Origin of the sequence: Photorhabdus luminescens subsp. luminescens (assembly GCF_001083805.1) — a bacterium.
Classification (GTDB): Bacteria; Pseudomonadota; Gammaproteobacteria; order Enterobacterales; family Enterobacteriaceae; genus Photorhabdus; species Photorhabdus luminescens.
This window is the reverse complement of sequence record NZ_JXSK01000004.1, coordinates 107,870-131,549: the sequence shown is the minus strand read 5'-3', so window position 1 is coordinate 131,549 and position 23,680 is coordinate 107,870. Positions and strand designations below refer to the sequence as shown.

At 38.5% G+C, this 23,680-nt stretch carries 20 protein-coding genes and 2 pseudogenes; 11 read left to right on the top strand and 11 right to left on the bottom strand.

What is annotated here, in order from left to right:
- Positions 1-79: 79 nt before the first annotated feature.
- The 6 genes and pseudogenes from TI10_RS11615 (at position 80) to TI10_RS11600 (ending at position 5,801) form a co-directional block, all read left to right on the top strand.
- Positions 80-1,036: a tail fiber protein gene (locus tag TI10_RS11615; RefSeq protein WP_049583524.1), complete on the top strand. Its 957-nt coding sequence runs from the start codon at positions 80-82 to the stop codon at positions 1,034-1,036.
- Positions 1,037-1,212: 176 nt separating this feature from the next.
- Positions 1,213-1,281, top strand: a pseudogene (locus TI10_RS26645) (tail fiber assembly protein); the annotation flags it as partial.
- 306 nt (positions 1,282-1,587) lie between these two features.
- Positions 1,588-2,490 (top strand): tail fiber protein, encoded by a 903-nt coding sequence (locus tag TI10_RS11610; protein WP_049583523.1) that lies wholly within the window; start codon positions 1,588-1,590, stop codon positions 2,488-2,490.
- A gap of 392 nt (positions 2,491-2,882) precedes the next feature.
- Positions 2,883-3,633: pseudogene (locus tag TI10_RS11605) on the top strand (phage tail protein); the annotation flags it as partial.
- A 224-nt stretch (positions 3,634-3,857) separates the two neighbouring features.
- Positions 3,858-4,487 (top strand): tail fiber assembly protein, encoded by a 630-nt coding sequence (locus TI10_RS24445; RefSeq protein WP_080985049.1) that lies wholly within the window; start codon positions 3,858-3,860, stop codon positions 4,485-4,487.
- Between the two features lie 441 nt (positions 4,488-4,928).
- A complete protein-coding gene (locus TI10_RS11600; protein ID WP_049583522.1) occupies positions 4,929-5,801 on the top strand; it encodes a phage tail protein in 873 nt (290 codons plus the stop codon).
- Between the two features lie 2 nt (positions 5,802-5,803).
- On the opposite strand, the gene TI10_RS25970 is transcribed toward TI10_RS11600, so the two are convergent.
- The 4 genes from TI10_RS25970 to TI10_RS11575 form a co-directional block, all read right to left on the bottom strand.
- Positions 5,804-6,127 (bottom strand): NADPH-dependent FMN reductase family protein, encoded by a 324-nt coding sequence (locus tag TI10_RS25970; protein ID WP_049583521.1) that lies wholly within the window; start codon positions 6,125-6,127, stop codon positions 5,804-5,806.
- A 4-nt stretch (positions 6,128-6,131) separates the two neighbouring features.
- Entirely contained in the window at positions 6,132-6,902 is a 771-nt protein-coding gene (locus tag TI10_RS11590; protein WP_049583520.1) for an ABC-2 family transporter protein, read from the bottom strand.
- A complete protein-coding gene (locus TI10_RS11585) occupies positions 6,895-7,647 on the bottom strand; it encodes an ABC-2 family transporter protein (RefSeq protein WP_049583519.1) in 753 nt (250 codons plus the stop codon). The genes TI10_RS11590 and TI10_RS11585 overlap by 8 nt, the downstream gene beginning before the upstream one ends.
- Before the next feature lie 270 nt (positions 7,648-7,917).
- Positions 7,918-8,526 carry an ATP-binding cassette domain-containing protein gene (locus TI10_RS11575; RefSeq protein WP_244161577.1) on the bottom strand — a complete coding sequence of 203 codons (609 nt, stop codon included), beginning with the start codon at positions 8,524-8,526 and terminating at the stop codon, positions 7,918-7,920.
- A 525-nt stretch (positions 8,527-9,051) separates the two neighbouring features.
- Here TI10_RS11575 and nadA point away from each other — a divergent pair.
- From nadA to aroG, 3 genes are all read left to right on the top strand, one after another.
- On the top strand, positions 9,052-10,092 hold the full coding sequence (nadA, locus tag TI10_RS11570) for a quinolinate synthase NadA (RefSeq protein ID WP_049583517.1): 1,041 nt from the start codon (positions 9,052-9,054) through the stop codon (positions 10,090-10,092).
- A gap of 54 nt (positions 10,093-10,146) precedes the next feature.
- Entirely contained in the window at positions 10,147-10,872 is a 726-nt protein-coding gene (pnuC, locus tag TI10_RS11565) for a nicotinamide riboside transporter PnuC (protein WP_049583516.1), read from the top strand.
- Positions 10,873-11,132: 260 nt separating this feature from the next.
- Entirely contained in the window at positions 11,133-12,185 is a 1,053-nt protein-coding gene (gene aroG, locus TI10_RS11560; RefSeq protein WP_049583515.1) for a 3-deoxy-7-phosphoheptulonate synthase AroG, read from the top strand.
- Between the two features lie 97 nt (positions 12,186-12,282).
- On the opposite strand, the gene gpmA is transcribed toward aroG, so the two are convergent.
- The 7 genes from gpmA to modE all read right to left on the bottom strand — a co-directional run bounded on the left by gpmA (position 12,283) and on the right by modE (position 22,339).
- Positions 12,283-13,035: a 2,3-diphosphoglycerate-dependent phosphoglycerate mutase gene (gpmA, locus tag TI10_RS11555; RefSeq protein ID WP_049583514.1), complete on the bottom strand. Its 753-nt coding sequence runs from the start codon at positions 13,033-13,035 to the stop codon at positions 12,283-12,285.
- A gap of 280 nt (positions 13,036-13,315) precedes the next feature.
- Positions 13,316-14,140, bottom strand: coding sequence for a CPBP family intramembrane glutamic endopeptidase (locus TI10_RS11550; protein ID WP_175445348.1), 825 nt, complete (start codon positions 14,138-14,140; stop codon positions 13,316-13,318).
- Between the two features lie 486 nt (positions 14,141-14,626).
- Complete coding sequence (locus TI10_RS11545) at positions 14,627-15,262, bottom strand: hypothetical protein (RefSeq protein ID WP_049583512.1); 636 nt, start codon at positions 15,260-15,262, stop codon at positions 14,627-14,629.
- Between the two features lie 45 nt (positions 15,263-15,307).
- Positions 15,308-19,015: a hypothetical protein gene (locus TI10_RS11540; protein WP_049583510.1), complete on the bottom strand. Its 3,708-nt coding sequence runs from the start codon at positions 19,013-19,015 to the stop codon at positions 15,308-15,310.
- A 90-nt stretch (positions 19,016-19,105) separates the two neighbouring features.
- The gene (locus tag TI10_RS11535; protein ID WP_049583509.1) at positions 19,106-19,435 is read right to left on the bottom strand and encodes a hypothetical protein; all 330 of its coding nucleotides are present in this window, start codon (positions 19,433-19,435) and stop codon (positions 19,106-19,108) included.
- Between the two features lie 460 nt (positions 19,436-19,895).
- A complete protein-coding gene (gene modF, locus TI10_RS11530; protein ID WP_049583507.1) occupies positions 19,896-21,371 on the bottom strand; it encodes a molybdate ABC transporter ATP-binding protein ModF in 1,476 nt (491 codons plus the stop codon).
- 176 nt (positions 21,372-21,547) lie between these two features.
- The gene (gene modE / locus TI10_RS11525; protein ID WP_049583793.1) at positions 21,548-22,339 is read right to left on the bottom strand and encodes a molybdenum-dependent transcriptional regulator; all 792 of its coding nucleotides are present in this window, start codon (positions 22,337-22,339) and stop codon (positions 21,548-21,550) included.
- A gap of 184 nt (positions 22,340-22,523) precedes the next feature.
- Here modE and TI10_RS23725 point away from each other — a divergent pair, with 184 nt between their 5' ends.
- Both TI10_RS23725 and modA read left to right on the top strand, forming a co-directional pair.
- Entirely contained in the window at positions 22,524-22,658 is a 135-nt protein-coding gene (locus tag TI10_RS23725) for an AcrZ family multidrug efflux pump-associated protein (RefSeq protein ID WP_074525014.1), read from the top strand.
- A gap of 248 nt (positions 22,659-22,906) precedes the next feature.
- Positions 22,907-23,677 (top strand): molybdate ABC transporter substrate-binding protein, encoded by a 771-nt coding sequence (gene modA / locus TI10_RS11520; protein ID WP_049583506.1) that lies wholly within the window; start codon positions 22,907-22,909, stop codon positions 23,675-23,677.
- The last annotated feature ends 3 nt before the right edge of the window (positions 23,678-23,680 follow it).

Here is a 23,680-nt window from a genome sequence, read left to right as displayed (position 1 = left end):
AGTACATTGTAGGAGGGGATTTTTACAATAATTCAATATGTTTATTATAAAATAACATTATTTAATATGAGGAAAGTATATGAGTCATAAGAATGATTTTAAGGCTTTTTCTATTAGTGATAATGCAAATATAGTTAGTCAAGAAAAATACGAAGAAAATGAGGGGTTACTGACTGGATTTCCACCTAATACTATTTCTATTGATTTATTAAATAAAGTCTTACGCCAGTCATCAATTATATCATCTGTAGTGGCTGATTTTATCGCTACACAATCTAACGATAATATTCTAGATGATGGTGATATAATTAAACTCACTGCTCAATTGAACAGAGCGTTAGAGCAAAAAATCACAGAGGAAGTGCCAAATGCCTCATTAACACAGAAAGGTATTGTTCAGCTTGCAGATGTAGTGGGTAATAGTGATACATTGGCTGTTACTCAAAAGCTAGCCCAGGAAATAATAAATTCATTGCGTGAAAATATTAATGATAGAGTGCCCAATAGCCGAAGGGTGAATGGAAAAACATTGTCTACTGACATTAATCTAGAGGCCGGGGATATAGGTGTATATACCAAGGAAGAAATTAATAATCTAATTAATGCAGTTAACAATATTCCTGTAGGTGTTCCTGTTCCCTGGCCGACAGTTATACCACCAGCCGGGTGGCTGCAATGTAACGGAGCAGAATTCGATAAAACAGCTTACCCACAATTAGCGTTAGCGTATCCTACAGGAAAATTACCTGACCTGCGCGGAGAATTTATTCGTGGTTGGGATGATACTCGAGGTGTTGATAGTGGTCGTATTATTTTAAGCGCACAGACTGACAACACAAAAAGAATACAACTTTCTCAAGGGAATGAGAGAAGAAAATACCTTTCTAATTATCAAGGACCTCTAGACGGATACCAGTACCCGCTCGGTAGGGATGTTATAGGTGGCGCAACTGTTACATCAATTGCTAACAATACAGGCGGTTATGAAACCCGTCCCCGCAATATTGCATTTAATTACATAGTGAGAGCAGCATAATAGCTATACCCGTCATCTTTCAAGTTGCCTCTTTGTTGGCTGCGCTCGCTCACCCCGGTCACATAGTTATCTATGCTCCCGGGGATTCTTTCCCTTGCCGTCGCGATGCATCTTGAAATCCATAGGGTATAAACAGAAATGTTCTTTGAAAGCCAGAAATATAAGAAGCCGCTTTATTTGAATGGAAGAAATATCGGGTATTGTTGAGCAGAGTAGATATTTTGCAAGTTTCCGATATTGGATAAACTGAGGTAGTAACAAAGCCGGTTAGCCCGGCTTTATCTTTTTAAATTTTGAGGTGTACCGGCTAGGGAAACCGGTTAGGATTACGATAGATTAAGACCCACACATAAAGTCATTAGAGCAATTCATAATGTTGAACTACTTATTGCTGCCAATGATACAAAAACGGTTAAACTTATAAGTAATAAGAACACAGTATTGTTTTTTTCCTGAACTAGACTTTGATTAGCATGAATTACAGGGGATTATTTTTACAATAATTTAAAATGTTGATTATAAAATAACATTATTTTATTTAAGGAAAATATATGAGTCCTAAAAATGATTTTAAAGCTTTTTCTATTAGTAATAATGCAAATGTAGTCAGTCAAGAAAAATATGAGGAAAATCAGGGTTTACAGACTGGATTTCCTCAAGATAATGTTCCCACACACTTTCTAAATAAGGTGTTACGCCAGTCATCAACCATATCATCTGTCGTCGCTGATTTTATCGCGGCACAATCTGGCAATGATGTTCTGGATGATGGAAATATAACTAAACTTAGTGCCCAATTAAATAAAGCATTAGAACAAAAAATTACAACAGATATTCCCAGTGCTTCGTTAACACAAAAAGGTGTTGTTCAACTTACAAATGTGATTGGCAATAGTGATACATTGGCAGTGACGCAAAAACTTGTTCAGGAAGAAATAAATTCATTACGTAAGTATACTTATACCCGTGAAGAGATAGATAACCGAATTAAAGTTGCCAGTGAAATTCCTGCGGGTTCTCCTATTCCGTGGCCGTTGCCTTATCCTCCTGTTGGTTACCTCACTTGTAATGGTGCATTTTTTAATAAATTACAGTACCCAAAGTTAGCGGAAGCTTATCCTGACGGTAGATTACCTGATTTAAGAGGTGAGTTTATTCGGGGATGGGATGATGGCCGTGGTGTTGATCCTGGTCGTGTATGTGGTTCGTGGCAAATAGATACAATGCAGAAATTAGGTGGGGCACTTGAAGGCGGTAATAACATCGGTATGATGACGCGGCCGCATGACAGCACGAGCGGTGTGTTTTCGGAAGGGCCGGCTCGCACAATCGTTTATCAGCTAGTTGCAGGTACCGGGTATGTAATCTATTTTGATAATTCAAATGTTGCAAGAACATCACATGAAAATAGACCCCGTAACATTGCATTTAACTACGTTGTGAGGGCAGCATAATTCTAGTGGCCGGAGTAGCTTGAAGTAAGAATAAAGCCGGTTAATCTGGCTTTATTTTTTTATTCTGAAAACAGAGAATTCAGAACTGGCGACTTAAATATATAGATGAGAACAATGAGCGTGTGTTTTATGAAGGCGGGGAACCCGGTGACATTCCAGAACATGATCACTTAAAACATAAGAGGTTACAGGATGAGATTGAAAGAATAAGAGAAAAATTATTTCCAAATGTTAAATATAAATTTTGGTAGTATATTTTCGATGATAAAATGTTGAACTACATTCTTTTTCTGAACTAGACTTTAATTGGAGTGAATTGCAGGAGGATTTTTTTTGCAATAATTCAATGTGTTGATTATTAAATAACATTATTTAATTTAAGGAGAAAGTACATGAGTCATAAAAATGATTTTAAAGCTTTTTCTATTAGTGATAATGCAAATGTAGTCAGTCAGGAAAGATATGAAGAAAGTAAGGGGTTGCTGACCGGATTTTCACCGGATAATGTTCCCACTCACTTGTTAAATAAGGTATTACGTCAATCGTCAACAATATCATCAGTCATTGCTGATTTTATCGCGACACAATCTGGTGATGACATTCTGGATGATGGTGATATAGCCAAACTTACCGCTCAATTAAATAAAGCGTTAGAACAAAAATTCGCGACAGAAATTCCTAGTGCTTCATTAATACAAAAAGGTGTTGTTCAACTGACTGATGAGGTCGGTAACAGTGATACATTGGCAGTGACGCAAAAATTGGCTCAGGAAATAGTAAGCTCACTGTATGAAAATATTAATGGCAGAGTGCCTAATAGTCGAAAAGTGAATGGTAAGGTGTTGACTGAGGATATAAATTTAAATGCGGCAGATGTGGGAACGTATTCTAGAGAAGAAATAGATAGGCAAAATAAAGAAGCTAGTAATATTCCTATTGGTATTCCAATTCCTTGGCCATTGCCCTATCCACCTATCGGTTATCTCACTTGTAATGGTGCATTTTTTAATAAGTTACAGTACCCAAAGTTAGCAGAAGCTTATCCTGACGGCAGATTACCTGATTTAAGGGGCGAGTTTATTCGTGGTTGGGATGATAGTCGAGGTGCTGATAGTGGACGTGGGATTTTGTCTTGGCAAGAAGGATCTTATTTAGTACAAGAAATTAATAATCCTCCTAATTGCGTTGTTAACTTCTCGCTAAATAATAGAGTAGAATTGAATTGGGATGTTCCAGCCGAGAATGTTAAAGTAAATGGACGAGGAGTAGGAGGAGCAGGGAATTGGATTACAGATGTAAATTTTTTTGGTGTCACCCGTCCCCGAAACGTTGCATTTAATTACGTAGTGAGAGCAACATGCAGCATAATGGCAGAACAAAAAGATTCTCTAGAATCTAAAGTGGCAGTATTAGGTAAAGATGGGTTGGCAGAAAAGGCCGGTTGGCTGACAATTTATCATGCAGCACCATATTCCCGTGAGTTCATTTTCGCTCGCCCGGAATATCTAATGGAAGGAGTAGGCCTACCAGCTAGTTCCTATATTGATGCGCCAGAGCTTCCAGATTCTGATAATAAAGTGGTTTGTCGTAGTGAAGATGGTAAGTATTGGGAAGTTGTACCCGATTATCGAGGCACAACAGCTTACAGCAAGGAAACTCGTTTGCCTGTTGAGGTAACAGAAATCGGTGAATTATCAGATATGCTAACATTCAAGAAACCAGCTACTCATTTTGATAAGTGGACCGGAGAAGAATGGATCGTTGATGAAGTTTCAGTAAAAGCCAGTCAGATTGAACAGGCGGAACAACAGCGAAATACATTGAGTCAACATGCAAATGAAGTAGTTACATTACTGCAACATACTGTTGATGTTGAAATGGCAACAGAAGCAGAGAAAGTAGCATTGATGGCTTGGAAAAAGTATTTTGTATTATTGAGCCGTGTCGATATTCTGCAAGCTCCTGATATTGAGTGGCCGGAGCAGCCAAGTAATTGAAGCCGGGTAACCGGCTTTACTTTTTACGTTTTTTATGACTAACGACTTAAATGTATCAATGAGAACAATGAACGTGTTTTTTATTAATATGGAAAACCCGATGATATTCCATAACACGGTTGCTTAGATATTCGTGTTAAAATGCCATAAGATTCTATCTGTAATTTAAAAAATAAGAAACTATAGGAAGGGATAGAAGAAATAAGAAAAAAATAATTTCCAGATATTAAATATAAATTTGGGAATGTATTTTCAAAGCTAAAATGTTGAACTACTTATTGCTGCCAATGATACAAAAACGGTTAACCTTATAAGTAATAAGAATACAGTGTTATTTTTTTCCTGAACTAAACTTTGATTTGCATGAATTGTAGGAGATTATTTTTATAGTAATTCAAGATGTTGATTATAAAATCACATTATTTAATTTAAGGAAAATATATGAGTCACAAGAATGATTTTAAGGCTTTTTCTATTAGTAATAATGCAAATGTCATTAGTCAAGAAAAATATGAAGAAAACCCGGGTTTGCAGACAGGATTTTCTCCGGAGAATGTTCCCACACACTTGTTAAATAAGGTGTTACGTCAATCGTCAACCATATCATCTGTCGTCGCTGATTTTATCGCGACACGATCTGGCAATGATGTTCTGGATGATGGAAATGTAGCCAAACTTACCGCTCAATTAAATAAAGCGATAGAACAAAAAATTACAACAGACATTCCCAGTGCTTCATTAACACAAAAGGGGGTTGTTCAGCTTACAAATGTGATTGGCAATAGCGACACATTGGCGGCTACACAAAAACTTGTTCAGGAAGTAATAAGTTCATTACGTGAAGAGATTAATATACCTGTGGGTTCTCCTATTCCCTGGCCGTTACTCACTCCACCTTTCGGTTATTTCGTTTGTAATGGTTCACCTTTTAATAAATTACAGTATCCGAAGTTAGCGGAGGCTTATCCTAGCGGTAGATTACCTGATTTAAGAGGAGAATTTATTCGCGGATGGGATGATAATCGAGGTGTTGATGGTGGTCGTGGTCTTTTGTCTTGGCAGGGAGATGCAATCAGAAATATTACAGGATCAACTCAAGCTATACATGCTCAGATGGGCGGTGCTCCCCAGACGCCTATTGTGAGTGGGGTCATGGCATCGTCGCGATATGCTACGGCAGATACACGTTCAGCAAATGGCGGCAGTAGTACTGATCTTACCTATTTTGACATTGATGCATCAAGGCAAGTCCCGACCGCTAACGAAAATAGGCCTCGCAACGTAGCATTTAACTACATCGTAAGGGCAGCATAATTCTAGTGGTTATAGCCGTTTGCAGTAAGAATAAAGCCGGTTATTCCGGCTTTATTCAGAGTGTTTAAAAACGCCTGCTGTATCTGTGAATCTTGTTGTTTATGCGACGGTATAATCTGGCTCAATATAAGGGATGAAACGTCCGTCACAGATGAGATTGGCACGAAGCACATGATATTGCTGAGAGGAATATCTACATTTCCCAGATGGAAATGTTCAGTATGTTTAAATGTTTTTTTAGTTATTTCAAGTGAATTTAATAAATCACCAATTTTACCTGAATTAGAATGCGATCTATGGCTTCCTGAAATAATTTCCAATTTCATTTCATCACGTTATATATTTTGAATACCTTTTAACACCAATATCAAAAACCAATTTTGCTATAAAAATTAAAACCAATGTGATCAGCGTTTGAATAAAAAACCATTTCATACTCATTATTCCACTTGCTACTGAAGCTGGAACACCAGTTATAAATAGACATGGAAGTATGAACATTAAAATAAAACGAACTACACCATGAAAAGATTGTTCAGGTCTGACCAATACTTTAAAACAAGGATTTGAGTTCTTAATACTAATTAATGAAGCTGTCCAAAATATTGTTGTCCTTATGATCCATGTAATTGAAGTAAGTATTAAGACCCCTTCTAATGCCATTATGAAATGTAAAAAAACTAAAAAAATATGAGTACCAAGGTAAATATGTACAGTAAAAAATAATACTAAAGATAGGAATGACAACAAAAAATGCTCAAATGCAATATTTGTAGCGATATATAAAAATTGCGTATTTATAGGTAACGCTAAATGAGGTTCTAACTTTAATGACTTGACTTTTTTAACCAGCAATAAGCTGCCTTTTCCAAATAAAAAAAGGTAGAAATTATCGACTAAGCATACCGTAGTAAAAAATATAATAACAAAATCATCAGATAAAATAGAACCTGAAGATTGTGAATTTAGAATAGCATACCAAAAAAAAGCTTGTGCTATATAGTAGCTGAAATTAACAAAAGCGGATAACCAAAAATTTAATGGGCTTTTTTTTGCTTCTGACAATCCACTTTTTAAACCAATAAGTATAACTTTAAGCATTACCATTATATCCTTGATTGTATTTTAACATATAATTCCAAATAAAATTAAAAATTATCATTAAACACACCATGACTAAAAATCCATTAAATATAAAATAAATAGATATTGAATTTGTTGCAATTTTAACTGGAATATAGGTAATATATTGAAATGGAATATAATTAAATATTGATTTTAAAGAATCACCAAATACGTCTAATGGTATTAACGCTCCTGAAAGGACCCATGACAAAGTATCTTTAATAATGATAAAAGAGTATGAGCCTCTAAATTTGAATGCCATACATGACAATATCATGGTTAAGTACAAGTTGATAAACAATCCTATACATAACGAAATAAATAGATATATAAAATTAGGAATGTCCTTTTGGTATATAATTATAAATAAAATTAACGGTGACATTATGAATAATCTAGCTAATATTTGTCCCAAAGCATACTCTGAATAATATGATAGTATTGATTTTGGCATTATAATGAGTCTATCTATACTACCATCTTCAATATGGAACGATAAATTTTCTGGAAATCCGGTAATACTTGTCAATTGAAATATAATAACAGACCATAATATATAAATTATTATTTCATCATGCGTATAGTTAACAAAACCATTTGATTTTGTCATAGTATCCCAAAAAGATAGTTCAACCCCATATAATGTTACAATTATAAATAAGTAACCAAATATTATATTCTTCGCTCTAATGGTTTCAATAAAAGAAAATTTAATTATCACAGAAAAGTCCTTCTAGATATAGCGCATTCTTTTCTTTCGAGTTATTTTTATTTAGATTTATTTTTGATATTTCACCATTTTTCAAGAAGATAATATCTTTGCAAACATCCGCAATATCTATCATATTATGTGAAGTAATGAGTATTTTACTTTCATTATTCTGAGCATAATCTTTTAATATATTACGCAATAGAATTTGTGATTCTATACCCAATGGATTTCAAGATGCATCGCGACGGCAAGGGAGCGAATCCCCGGGAGCATAGATAACTATGTGACCGGGGTGAGTGAGTGCAGCCAACAAAGAGGCAACTTGAAAGATGACGGGTATATATCTAATCCGATGGTTGGTTCATCTAATATCAGTAGTTTTGGTTTATTAAGAAAGTGTATTAATAAATTAGATTTCACAGATTGACCTAAAGAGCACGTTTTTGTAGGTTTTTTTGCTATACTTCTAAGGTTCAACATTTCTATCATATTCTCAATACTATTCTTATCATAATTACGTTTATATATCTTAGAAAAAAGCTCAATATTTTCATAGAGAGATAACTCCTCCCAAAGCATTGATTTATTGCCAAAAACGATACCAAGATTAGATAAAAGATTAAGAGGTCTTCCATTTGAATTAATACCAAAAACAGTAATATTCCCAGAGTTTGGAGTTAAAATACCGGAAATCAGTTTTATTAAAGTTGTTTTTCCGGCGCCATTCTTCCCCAGTAATCCTATAATCTTGCTATCGTCAAGTATTTCAATATTTATATTTTCAAATAAAACCACTTCGATTTCATTTAATGAAAATATATTTTTAAAAACATTTTTTTTAATTTCTCTACTTTTATAACTAAAGCATAAATCAGTAATTTTTATCATATATTACTTGTCTCTGTGCGATTTTAAAGGATAAGGAACGTTATTACGTACTTGTTTTTTCATTTTCATATTTTATCTCCAATTTAAATAAGTTTATTTGTAAGTCATAGGATAACATGATGTTAATTATCTGTCGCATAATTTGTATTAAAATTAACATTTGTTGTCAAATTAGAAAACATATTTGTTAACAAAAATTTTAAACCACATCACAGAACAGACTCCTTATTTTTAATTTTTTATCAAATTTGTTTTTTTTGGGGTTTTATTAAACGCGGAGGTAGAGTGGATTAACGCTCAATTCTTACATAATGCTATGAATACACAGAAAATTGTTATGATATTAAGCACCCTGCTCAATGTGAACTTACCTTTAAGGTAGCTATCACCGATAAAATATTTCGCGATAAATTGCTATAAATCGGCCATTTTGTTTAGTATATTAAACAAATTTGAGCGATTTTTCGGCCTGAAAACCAAAAATTTTGCTTTTTAAAACCATATACTAAACAGAGAGTCAGCATAATGAACCAGTATATTGATTTTAATTCAACCATTTACCCATTCCCACCTAAACCGGCTCTTCTCAGTAAGGATGAAAAAAAACATTGCCGTGAAAAAATTAAACACCTTCTGAAACAGCAAGATGCTGTTATGGTTGCACATTATTACACCGATCCTGAGATCCAGGCTTTAGCTGAAGAGACCGGCGGGTGTGTTGCAGATTCATTGGAAATGGCGCGTTTTGGCAATAATCATCCAGCCTCTACTTTATTAGTTGCTGGTGTGCGATTTATGGGAGAAACCGCCAAAATTCTCAACCCTGAAAAGCGTGTTTTAATGCCAACGTTGGAAGCTGAATGTTCGCTGGATCTTGGTTGCCCTGAAAAAGAATTTACCAAGTTTTGTGATGACAATCCTGACCGTACCGTGGTGGTTTATGCAAATACATCGGCAGCAGTTAAAGCACGAGCGGATTGGGTTGTGACTTCGAGTATTGCTGTTGAATTGATCGATTATCTGGATAGTCAGGGGAAAAAGATAATTTGGGCGCCCGATCGCCACTTGGGGAATTATGTCCGTAAACAAACAGGGGCCGATATTCTTTGTTGGCAGGGGGCTTGTATTGTCCATGATGAATTTAAAACTCAGGCTTTAATAAGGATGAAAGGTCTCTATCCTGATGCTGCGGTATTAGTTCATCCTGAATCGCCACAAGCTGTTATTGATCTGGCTGATGCTGTTGGTTCGACCAGTCAATTAATCAAAGCAGCGCACTCTTTGCCGCATCAGAAACTGATTGTGGCAACAGATAAAGGTATCTTTTATAAAATGCAGCAAGCATGTCCTGAGAAGCAGTTATTTGCAGCCCCTACGGCTGGAGAAGGCGCGAGTTGCCGTAGTTGTGCTCATTGTCCCTGGATGGCGATGAATGGCTTACAAGCTATCGTTCAAGGGTTGGAACGGGGAGGAATTCAGCATGAAATATTGGTTGCAAAAGAGTTGCGGGAAAAGGCGCTGATTCCTTTAAATAGGATGCTTGATTTTGCAACTCAGTTAAAATAGAAAATTGAATAATGAGAGTAATATTTTATTGTAGATAATAATAGGATATAACAGATGGATTTTTTCAGTATTAACAATATATTAGTCAATATACCTCTGGGAAAGGGAGGATATGATTTATCGTGGATTGAAGCAGTAGGTACGATCGCCGGTTTGTTATGTATTTGGTTTGCCAGTCAGGAGAAGATAATTAACTATTTGTTTGGACTAATTAATGTCACATTATTTGCTGTGATTTTCTTCCAAATTCAACTTTATGCCAGTTTATTGTTGCAGTTATTCTTCTTTGCGGCAAATATTTATGGTTGGTATGCTTGGAGCAGGGTTAATGATCAGCAGCAGATTGAACTTAAAATACGTTGGTTAAGTTTGAATAAGGCGGTAATAATTAGTCTGATTTCTGTGCTATTGATTGTCATTATGACTTTTAATATTGATCGGGTCTTTGGTTATCTGACTCAGATTGCCGTTACGATTATGCAAAAATTTGGCTTTAATGTTCAGATGCCGATGTTGGAGCCTGATGCATTTCCATTCTGGGATTCAACAATGACGGTGCTATCTATTGTGGCAATGGTTCTGATGACTCGCAAATATGTTGAAAATTGGCTGGTGTGGATGGTTATCAATGTGATAAGCGTTGTTATCTATTTCCATCAAGGCGTTCTGGCAATGTCGTTGCAGTATGTGATTCTCTTGGGCATTGCATTTAATGGTTCCCGTTTGTGGATTCAGGCAGCCAAGAAAAATCATTCTTTGCCATTATCTCATACGAAATAGTTTCCTAATTATGCCAGAGAATTGTTTTGTCGATTTCTGGCATATTTTTAGGTATTTACTTTGATAATTCTCATTTCTAGAGATATTTCAACCATAAGAATAGAGCTAACCACATTTGACTATATCTTGCTATGTCTTGAGTTAAGCATTGATTTATTTATTCTCTACAAAGAATATTTACAGTTTGGCTTCTAACAGTTAGATTAAAATCACAAGATTGTTTTAATTAAATATGTAAAGATGTTAGATGAGAGAGGGCTATGAATTATCAGAACGATGATATAAGAATTAAAGAGATAAAAGAATTATTACCTCCTGTGGCACTACTTGAAAAATTTCCAGCGACTGAAAAGGCTGCATTTACAGTACGTAAGGCTCGCAAAACGATTCATCAAATTCTGACGGGGGAGGATGATCGTCTGCTGGTTGTGATTGGGCCATGTTCTATTCATGATCCTAAAGCAGCAATGGAATATGCCGGGAGGCTGAATCTATTGCGTGAGGAGCTGAAAGAGGATCTGGAGGTTGTCATGCGAGTTTATTTTGAGAAACCGCGTACAACCATTGGCTGGAAAGGGTTAATTAATGACCCTCATATGAATCACAGTTTTGATATTAATGATGGTTTACGTTTAGCTCGTCAGTTGTTGCGGGATATTAATGACATGGGGCTACCGGCGGCGGGAGAATATCTGGATATGATTTCTCCGCAGTATTTAGCCGATTTGATGAGTTGGGGGGCAATTGGCGCTCGTACAACGGAATCTCAGGTCCATCGTGAGTTGGCTTCTGGTCTTTCTTGTCCGGTTGGTTTTAAAAATGGCACCGATGGTACGATAAAAGTCGCCATTGATGCGATTAATGCGGCAGGTTCCCCTCATAGTTTCCTTTCTGTTACTAAGTGGGGACATTCCGCGATTGTGAATACCAGCGGAAACAACGATTGTCATATTATCCTGCGTGGTGGTAAAGAGCCGAATTATAGTTCTGAACATGTTGCTGTCGTGAAGCAAGACCTGGAAAAAGCAGGGTTGCCGTCAAGGATTATGATTGATTTCAGTCATGCTAATAGTTCTAAGCAATTTAAAAAGCAGATGGATGTGTGTTCAGATGTAAGTCGGCAGCTTATCGCTGGGGAGAAAGCAATTATTGGTGTCATGGTAGAAAGTCATTTGGAAGAGGGAAATCAGAACCCGGACAGCGGCCTGCCATTGGTATATGGCAAAAGTATTACTGATGCTTGCATTGGTTGGGCTGACACTGAAATTTTGTTACGTCAATTGTCGTCGGCAATAAAAGCGCGTCGTGGCTGATAACATTTTTCCAATGTAAAAAAACCGGAATCGACAACTCCGGTTTTTTTATGTTTGCTGGGAAATAAGATGTCAGCAATTTTTTATAGCAAGGAAATTACTTTGCCTTACCTTGGTTGGCTACCGCAGCGGCTTTTGCTGCGATTTCATCAGCGTTACCCAGATAGTAATGCTTGATTGGTTTCATGTTTTCGTCGAATTCATAAACCAAAGGTACTGCTGTTGGGATATTCAGCTCAAGAATAGCTTCTTCGCTCATACCGTCCAGATATTTAACCAACGCGCGCAAAGAATTACCGTGTGCTGCGATAATTACTTTCTCACCTTGAGCAACACGCGGTTTGATAACTTCTTCCCAGTAAGGGATCACGCGTTCGATAGTTGTTGCCAGGCTTTCAGTCACGGGTAACTCTTCTGGTTTCAAGTTCGCATAACGTGGATCATGGCCTGGGAAACGTTCATCATCTTTAGTTAAATCTGGTGGGGTGATAGCAAAACCACGACGCCATAGTTTAACTTGATCATCGCCGTATTTAGCGGCGGTTTCTGATTTATCCAGACCTTGCAGAGCGCCATAATGGCGTTCATTCAGTTTCCAGCTTTTTTCAACTGGCAACCATTGTTGATCAACCTGATCCAGAATGTTCCATAGCGTATGGATAGCGCGTTTTAGCACGGAGGTGTAGGCAAAATCAAAAACAAAGCCTTCTTCTTTCAACAGTTGCCCTGCTTGTTGAGCTTCGGCGCGACCCTTTTCAGATAACGCGACGTCAGTCCAGCCAGTGAAACGGTTCTCTTTGTTCCACTCGCTTTCGCCATGTCTTACCAGAACCAGTTTAGTGACAGCCATAGCTTAAACTCCTTAAAAATCAAACTTAATGATAATTGAGCGCATTATATTGCTCTATGCGCCAGAACCGCAATCTATACCCGTTATCTTTCAAGTTGCCTCTTTGTTGGCTGCACTCACTCCGGTCACATAGTTATCTATACTCCCGGGGATTCGCTCCCTTGCCGTCGCGATGCATCTTGAAATCCATTGGGTATATAGTCTTGTTTCAAACTTTATTTGCTTGAAGATCTGAACTTCTTGCAGATGGCTGAAATAGACACCGGTCAAGTTTGGCACGTTATAATACGGTCACCAACTTGATTGGGTAAGTAAAGAACAGCAAATGGACCAAATTGAGCGCGAAATGGAACCCAACAGCGACCCACAGACGGCCACTCCACATCCATGCCAGCCCATATATTAATCCCGCAAGTGTGGCAAAAATCATCAATAGTGGACCGCCGACAAAGTGTGCGCCGCCAAACATTAAAGCGGTGATGATCAGGGCGAAATAGGGGTTAATCCACTGGCTCAATCTTTGCTGGATATAACCTCGGAATAGCGCTTCTTCCGCCAGAGAAACGAAGAAGATATTCGCCAATATAAACATCGGTAACCATTGTGGCATATGCAGTTCAACCGCTAGTCCTCCAAGAGCTGTTGCGATACTCAACAGGACGGGAATAGCAATAGCTAAGATTATCCATGCATAAGGCTGAATTTTGGCTAGTGGTTTTATTGTAAATAGGCCAGGCATGCAACATAGCAACAGAAAAGGAATGAGTGCTTTGTCAAAGTTGAAATAGAGTGAGAATGGGGCGCTATGAGGGCCTACCTGAATTTTATCGAGATATTTCAGGTTATTAAAACCGGGAAGCAGATGCAGAAATAATGCCGCTGCAAAGGCGAGTAATAGCAGTTCAGTGGTTATTTTAATGATGTTATTTTGCTGAAAATAGATACGTAGCGCACCTAACAAAAAAATAATCGCGATAGTGGCGATTGCCGGATAGATCAGAGTTTGCGTGACGAATCCGGTAATAACCGCAGCCAGTAGAACAATAAGTGCAGTAGTGCGGTGTATAGCTAATAACGCTAGTGATGTAGCAAGTAAACCCCAAATCATATAATTTCCCTTTATTTTTAACAAATTAAAAAACGATCTGAAAAGCAGACCAAAAATCGATGATGGATGTTATTTAGTGAGCAAAAAATAATAATGTATGATAGCCAAATTGCGATGCTTTTTTCACTGGTCGGAGAAGAAACCCATCGGTGACAATTATATTTTTGGTCAACAAAAAGCCGTGTTATTGGTAAGGCTTATGACTGACATGTACTATTATCCCCGTCATCTTTCAAGTTGTTTCTTTGTTGGCTGCACTCGCTCACCCCGGTCACTCCAGCCACCCGGTCACTCCAGCCACATAGTTAGCTATGCTCCTGGGGATTCTCTCCTTTGTCGTCACGATACATCTTGAAATCCATAGGGTGTAGATCTGATTCAATAGGGTATGAAAAATAAGCTTTATTAAGATATTGAACAGATCAGCCACTTGTATAAACAACGGGTGGCTGTCAGGTTGAGCTTGATCTAATACAAATTCGCTTATTCTCGTGTACTGATTTTAACCTCCAGCTTACCTTTATTATCTGTTAATCCGGCACCATAACGCCCTTTTAAGTCATCGTTGATACAAAGCTGTAATTCACCAGATGACCCACTCGGGACACTGGCTTCACGACTGATCAAAAAAACGGTTTCACCGACACGGCCTACCAGTGCGCCTACTGGCTGGCCTGGTAACGTGTAGTCTTCCTGGGCAATATGAGCCTTATCTCCTTCTGCCTGGCAATCGTTGTACTTTGGGTCAAAAGACCATGTGCCGCTGAGATAGGTAATTGTGGTTGTCTGATTTGTGTTGACTGTCACACCGCTATTCTGCCAAGCCTTATCCGCAAGTACAGACACAGTGATTGGATACAAAATATTGGCTGCTAACTCAGCTTCTTGGGCTTGAAAGCCAGCGACACTCAAGGCTGTGACTAATTCTGAGCGAGTTATCGCTGGATACACTTTAGGATTAAGCAACATTTGACCAACGTCTAGTGGAGGAAGCGTTGGGAAGTGCTTGTGCAGTGCAACTGCAATCTCGTTAGCAGGAAAGTCAAGCTCACGTAAAATAACAGCGATATCAATGGGGTAGAGTGGAGTCATTAACATCTCTTTGGAGACTAAAGTCATAGCAATACTCCTTATATCTGTTGACTAAATAAACTCGCGATACAACTACCGTCTACCATAAATTTCTAGCAGGACGGCTGTTGTTTCGCTGGCGCTGATGGATGGATAGGCTGATTTTAATCCTTGCCCGGTTTCTATTGCTGGATAACCCGCCAGCGCCATAGTGCGACCTAATGTTTTGGCTTGGGTTGCAGGATATTGAGTGATTAATGTCTGTCCACACTGACTGCCGGATAGGTGTTCGTCATACGCTTTCTGAGCCAATTGTTCTAGGGTTAATGCTTTGCCATATATAGCCAGTAGTATCTCGGTTATTTCGCTGGCGCTGATGGCTGGGTAGGCTGATTTTAATCCTTGTCCGGTTTCTGTTGCTGGATAACCTGCCATCGCCATAGCGCTGCCTAATGCTTTGGCTTGGATTGCCGGATATTCAGTGATTAATGTCTGTCCGCATTGACTGCCGGATAGGTGTTTGTCATACGCTTTCTGAGCCAATTGTTCTAGGGTTAATGCTTTGCCATATATGGTCAGTAGTATTTCGGTTATTTCGCTGGCGTTGATGGCTGGGTAGGCTGATTTTAATCCTTGCCCAGTTTCTACTGCTATATAGCCTACTTGCGCCATAGCTGCTGCGAGCATATGCGCCTTGAGATCAGGCAAGGATTTAATTATCAATTTGCCGCAATCATTGCCACTCATCTGTTGTTGATATGCCGACTGTGCAATTTGTTCTGGTGTTATTACCACTTCTATTGCCACTCCATCACTCCAGATACTTGGGATTGATGTTACGGTGGTATCCGGCATGCTAGCTAAATAAAGTTGATATGTTCCTGCAATCGGGATCGGTGGTAAAGCAATATGGGCTCGTCCAGTTGTGGAATTCACGGTTTGTTGTATCCATGAATTGTTTGGAGCCAGTAAGCTGAGTAAATAATGAGTAATATCGGGACAGCATTGCCATTGAATCTCTATGCCGCCAGATTGGTAATTAGCCTGAATTTGCTGAGGAGTATCCAGACGTGACCATTGCTGAACCTGACAGAATTCGCTGGCAATATAATTGGGGTTGTTCAATGCTGCTAATGAAAAACGATATTTCCCGGTAGGTTTCAGCTTATCAAAAATAATAGTCACTGAATTCTGTGGAGCGGCAATTGAGCGGTTTTCGATTTGTCCATTTTCCTCGATTTGTACGTTATAGTGACTGGCATCTGTTACCAAATTCCACTTCAATATAAGATTAATATCTCTTTCAATAATGGGTTTTGTTTCTAAATTGATGTTCAATTCCGGTATTGGCAGACGATGCTGGTGTAATTGATTTTCTGAGCTGATAAAGTCTTGCCTGGTGGCGGCGACTGACCAAGTATAAACGCCAGCGGCTAATTCCGGACTGATAGGTAAAATGACGGAATTATCGTTGTGATTCAGTTTCTTGTTGAATAATGTTTCGTTATTTGGCGCTTTTAATTTGACCTGATAACCGTCAGCATTTTTCGTATAGCCCCATGCGAATTTAGCCTTATGATCCTCATAGATTGCTGACAAATTTTCAGGCGGTTTGGGATCGGCAGGCTTGGGAGGATCGGGAGGTATTGGTTTGTTGTCAATTTCATCTTTAATTTTATTGATAATGTTACTTATGATAGCCGCTCCCGCAGCTCCTGCTGCTACGCCCCCGGCAGCGGCTAAGGCTTCTGCACCGCTCTGGACTGTTTCTGTTAGCGCGGCGTCAACCAATCCCTCACACAGTAACGTCATGGCATAATCGGCGGCTTTCTCGGCGGCTGTCAACGTCAGAAAGGCTGCGATAGCTTCACGATTTTCCAATAGCCCTTGAATGAAAGACTCAGCCGCGCTTTTCAGCGCTGCACCGATAGCATTAGGTAATTCCTCTAAAGAGAGGTTGTTTGGCAGCAAAAACTCTACGGTTTTTGGGAAGGAGAGAGTAACGAAATCCGTTCCTGCCATTGTCATGGTGTACTTACCGTTTAACACAAAATACAGTTGGTCGTTTTGGCTAGAATTATCCGTCTTAGTATCAAACGACGGGGAAATAGAAAACCGGGATGTGAGTAAATGTTCATTGACAAAGTGGGTTAATTGGCCGCAATTGGAACCTTTACTGCTTGAGAATTTTTTTAATTCTTCGATAAAGTTAATAAACTGGTTGTTATCTAAATTAAATGCAGGCCAGTCAGTGATTTTAAATCCTGCGCTTTTGCTATAGGAAAAACCTAATTTCGCTGAACTGGGTAATAACGGAGAAGAAATTTTGTCTGAGGACAATGAGCCACTGATTTTTAATTCCCCGGTTTTCTCTTTTATACCTGATATTTCTACATTTAAACCAAAATCATGTTTAAAAAACAGCAGCCCACAGCGAAGGCCGAATTTATTTTCCTTGACGGTAGAGAAAAACAGGGTTGGACCTGGATCTTGCCCAAAACCCGTAATTTGCAGTACAAATAATGAAATTGGATTAAGTAGCTGGATCTCTGCATTGACGCCTTCTTTGGTAATTTGTATATCCCCTTTGAGCGTCAAAGTTTCAATCAATGTAATGTCAAACAGGGCATAGAGGTGAAATCCTGGCTGATAATGGGTAATATCCTGATTTAATAACAGAGACTTTTCGGCTAAAGAGGAAATAATCGTATTTTCCTGTTTAATATCTCCATCTGTTTCGCGCCGATAATAAAGGTTGCTCCCCGGATGAAAAACGATATCGATAAAATTACTTGGCCAGGAGAAAAGGGGATTAGCAAATGATGCCTCAAATATATCATGTATCGATAAATCTTTATTAATAGCGACTGAAGCCAATATGGGGGTATTATCTAGAAAATAAAGATATCCACTTAATGCGGGTAATTTTGCATAATTAATTGTTCCCTTTACCCAATATAATCCAACTTTAGATTGTTTCTTTTCTGGCACGGCAAAGGTGTAATCAATGCCAAAAGATAAATCATCAAATGTGACGCCAGTCATTCTTCCGTCAAAGGGCTGTTCAATAGTGCTTTCTGAGCCTTTATGACAGATTTTTAAAGATGCCTGTACTTGCTTTTCATCTGCGCTTAAAGCCCCATCAAAACAATACGTTTTCTGGAACAAATCTAATGTGATAGTGCCTGCTATTTCATATTTTGCGTAATTATCAAACTGATATTTAAGTATTAAATTATTGAAGCCAAAAATCTTAAATAGTTTGAAATCAGGAAGAACGGCAGTATAGCGACTTTGTTTAATTGATTCACCTGCGGATATTCCCCGATCCAAACGCCCACTGAGTGAGATGTCTGCCTGTGGTAGATCGCCATTTTTAACGCCGACTTCAATTAAGTTGTTAAATAAATAATTCCCTTTTAAACGCAAGGTTAGCCAGAAGGTACAACTATGGGATACCGGCGTTTCCATTTCTGTCACTGACTTTGGTAAAGGTATTTGTGGAAAAATATTACACAGTTTCTCTGCTTCTGGTGGATTGGCATGATTGGAGAAAGTAAAAAAACCTGCATCCTGTATTAATAACGGGGCTTCTTTCTCAGGTAAGTTAAGATGAAAGGCGTGGTTAAGTAATTTAAAGATATTGAGATTGTCAGCTCCTGCCTGTTTTGCAGTCATATCGATATAGATTAAAGAATAACTATTGAATAAAGCAAGCTGGCATTGCATTGGGCTACGCATTTCGCCATCAAATATTTTGCACCAATCTAAATGGGCTTCAATCTCAAATCGTGTTCCCATATTTTACCTCAGATAGTGAGATGTATTGCTAAGGCTATGTTATTTATGGTTCTAAACGCATAGCCTTATGATTAATATTGAGCGGATAATTTAGGATTTTTTCTCTATATCAAATTTCTTGTCTGTTTTATTGTATTTACCTTCGGAAACGACAACATTAAGACTTTCCACTACCTTATCAACACCTGTTTCTTTCAATAATGAACCTGGTGGTGCAACGGCAATATAGATATGTTCTGAATTACCGATAGCGACTTCTAATAAAGTATTTGCAGGTTGTCCATCTTTTTCGGGTGAAACGACACTAAAAAGAAAAGGTGCTTCAGGAGCCGGGGTTGCCGATGGAATATTTAAATCAACGTTATAACTGTCTTTACCAAGTTTAAGCTTGACTGATATGACGGCGCTTAGACCACTCATTGTTATTCTCCTAATTGGTATGTAATAGCAGAGAATCCATCTTTAACCTGATGGAAAAATTTTGTCACTTTACTTCATAATAATAGTTTAATCTAAAGCCCAATTCACTAAGTAATCTATTTAATTAATGTGATGAATGTCTATATAATGATTGTAATCGTGAAATGGAATGGTTGAATGAATTAAATTTAATTTAGAGATAAATGATTACGGGATTGTTTTTATTGTTTTTGGCTATATGAAATTAATATTCTAATATTTAAATATATTATTTTTAAAATTAAATTATTTTACGGAGAAAAGATTAACGGGGGTATCTTTATGTTACTTGACTTTCTTGACACGTTATAATTGTTACGAATGGATAAAGCCAGCATGCTTGCATGTGTATTACTACTAGATTGACATAAACATACTTTGCAGTGCTGGCTTTTTTCAGTATTAATCTTATTTTAATATTTTAGTTATTGATTATTTCTGTTTTATAACGATATATGTCATCATCAGGAATAAATATCAGTCGGTGAGTGATGCATTGCGGCGCATCTTCCTGATGGTGAGAAACAAACAGTAGCTGAGTATCGCCATCAGCAATCATGATATCAATAAAACGTAATACTAATTGGCGGTTTAGGGGATCAAGCCCTTGCAGAGGCTCATCAAGGATCAATAAAGCCGGATGTTTAACCAGTGCGCGAGCGATTAGAACAAGTCGCTGTTGCCCCCATGAAAGGCTGTGAAACGGGCCGTTGGCAATCTGGGCAGATAATCCCAGTAAAGCCAGCCATTCATCAGCAAGTTGCTGCTGGCGATCTGATACTGTCTGGTAAAGACCAATTGAATCGAAGAAACCGGATAGAATCACATTACGAACGCTGATGCTGACACGATATTCCAGATGAATACTGTTGCTGACATAGCCAATATGACGTTTGATATCCCAAATAGTTTCGCCGCTGCCGCGTTGGCGACCAAAAAGGATCAGCTCATTACTGTAGCCTTGAGGATGATCTCCGGTAATCAGGCTCAAAAGCGTTGATTTTCCAGCACCATTTGGGCCAATAATTTGCCAATGTTCACCTGAATTCACTTGCCAATCTAGTCCATGCAAAATGGGCTGATCATTATATTGAACGATACCGTTACGCAGGATAATCAGCGGTTGATCGGGCGGTAGCTGATTATCGACAGGAAATTCATCTGTTTCAGGTAAATGAATACCGTCCAATTTTTCACTGTGTGCCAGTTGAGCCACCAAGGAATCTGCCATCACTTTTTCTTTGATGCCTATAGACGTTAGCTGGCAGTCCGCTAATACGCCAATCTGATTAACAAAATCTGGGATTTCACTGAACCGGTTAAGGATAAGTACTAGAACGATTCCTTTTGATGATAATTTTTCCAGTAATTCAGCGAGTTGACCACGGGCAAATAGATCAAGACCATTGAAAGGTTCATCAAGGATCAGCAAATCAGGTGAAGCCATCAGTGCCTGGCAAAGTAATGTCTTGTGGGTTTCACCGGTAGAAAGATATTTAAAACGACGGGAGAGTAAATCCATAATACCGAACTGTTTTGCCAGCTCCAGGCAAAGTTCATTATCTTTATGATAAAGCTGGATAATTTCTGCCGCAGTGCGGCCGGTATCATCTTCGTTATCACTGAGCATATCAGTATTATTGCGTTGCCATTCTTCTTCCGTCAGTTTTTGTAATTGTTCTTGAGAGACGCGGGCGCACCGGTGAAATGAGCAATTTCGTTCGCCGGAAAGTAGGATTAGTTCATTTGAAAGCGCGCGGGATAATGATGATTTTCCGCTGCCATTAGCGCCAATAAAAGCCCAATTTTCGCCGGAGGCTATTTTTAGTGATGATAACTGCAAGGTACGAGTATCACTTAAACGGAAACAGCCTTGCGTTATTTGCAATTCAGACATCTTTTATTCCTTTTTAAGCAACGCAAATATCTTCCAACAAATAAGCGGAATGCCGCGGAATGTCAATATTAACTTTTAATTAACATTTAATATTAGACACTAAGGGATGTGTGAGGTGCGTAATGCCATGATATTCCTTGATATTTTGAGTTGTTCGGTGATGGTAGCAGCAATTCTTAACACAGAGTTGCAATAATTACCTGGTCAGCATTAAAAAGTGCAGTGATTTTATCTCCAGGATGTAGTTTCAGGTCGTTTGCTTCTTGATTAGGCAGAGTAGAGCAGAGGATTGCGCCGCCATCAAGGGCAATAATAATTTCTGTACTCTCTTCGCCCGTTTCAAGTTTACTGATCTGCCCTGTCAGAGTATTGTCAAAATGACTGCTAGAGAACGGCTCTTTAGTGAGTTTCACCCAGGGTGCTTTAATGAGCGCCAATACCTCTTTACCTTCTACCAAGCCGAGACGGTTAGCGCTTTGTTCTGTTAATGCTGCATGCAGAGATGTTTGACCATCTGCCAGTAAGATGCGGACATGTTGCTGTACCGGATTATGGTCACGGTCAGTAATTGTGCCAAAGAATTGGTTACGGGCGCTGGTTTGCAGAGAAAAACGGGAAATAGCAGCTAATAGGCTATCAAGGGGAAGTTGGTCATCTTTTAGCACATCAAAAGCTTTTTGCTGAATTTGTGTCAGTAGATCGTAAAGTTGCAACAGACGTTCGCCATAATGGGTAAGATTTGCCCCACCTCCTCCTTTACCACCTGTAGCACGGTCCACCACTATTTCATCTGCTAACTGATTCATTTCATTAATAGCATCCCAGGCGCTTTTATAGCTGATCCTCGCCAGTTTTGCTCCCTGGCTGATAGAGCCCGTTACTTTAATCTGTTTAAGTAATAATATTCGCCGTGGATCTGCGAATAACCGTTGCTGTAATTTCAGTGTCAATAGAATTTCGGCTTGCATAATAGTTTTTTTCAGGAAATGTAATCGTAAATTTTTATTGGCTAACTCGGAAAAACGCACGTTTAGCCGGTTACTGTTGTTTGTCTTTTGTCTAGAATAGTACTAATTATAGCGGTATTGCCCGCTATAGTTAAAAATGTGTTATGTTTCTGGCTCATTTAATGAGCCACTATGTGAGGCTGCCATGTTTGAGTTGATTAAAAGTATGGCTTTTGCCCTGGTTATGGTACCGGTGGTGATGGTCGGAATTTTAGGTTTAATTTATGGTCTTGGGGAGCTGTTTAATATCGTTTCCCGTATTGGCCGTTCTGAAAAGTAAAATTAATATTTTTTTTACACCAGATGCTATTCTGATTACCCGGTAATTAACCGGGTAATTTGTCTTAATTAATCATAATCATTTCCATTTTATTCATTTGGTTTTTCTATTACAGTATTTTAATTCGAATTAAATTAGATAGTAAAAGTTGCTCACAATTTGCCGATTAATATTGGAACACTCTTCCATTTGACGTTATATCTTGCTATACACAACGAACTAATGGGTAAGAAACAGGTGGAAAACAAATGAAAAAGAGTTTTGGCAAACTGCTAGTCGGCGTTGTCGTTTCTTTTGCTTTGACGTGGCAAGTGTGGGCTACGGAAAAAGTCACGTTATTCGCTGCTGCCTCGTTGACTAATGCACTTGATGATATTGCGCTACAGTATAAGCAAAAGACAAAAGGTGAAGTGGTAGCTTCCTATGCTTCATCTTCCACTTTGGCTCGCCAGATTGAGCAAGGCGCGCCGGCAGATATTTTTATTTCGGCTGATCAACAGTGGATGGATTATGTGGCCGGGAAGAAACTGATTATTGATGAAACTCGGTTAACTATGCTGGGAAATCAATTGGTTCTGATTGCGCCGAAGGTGAATAGACTCAATAAAGTTGACATTAATAAACAAACCAAATGGAAATCCTTGTTAGAGGGCGGTCGCCTTGCGGTTGGCGATCCAGATCATGTTCCTGTGGGTATTTACGCTAAAGAGTCTCTGCAATATTTGGGAGCATGGGAGACGGTTAATCCGCTGTTGGCGCGTACCAGTAATGTGCGCAGTGGTCTGGCGCTGGTGGAACGCGCTGAAGTTCCGTTGGGTATCGTTTATGGTTCAGATGCCATTGCGAGTGATAAAGTCAAAGTGGTGGGGATCTTCCCAGAGGAGAGCCACAAGCCTATTGAATACCCAATGGCGATAATCAAAGACCATAGTAATCCCACCGTTATCAATTTTTATGCATATTTGAAAACCCCCGAAGCCGTTGCAATTTTTAAACGTTACGGTTTTCACCCACTTTAGGAA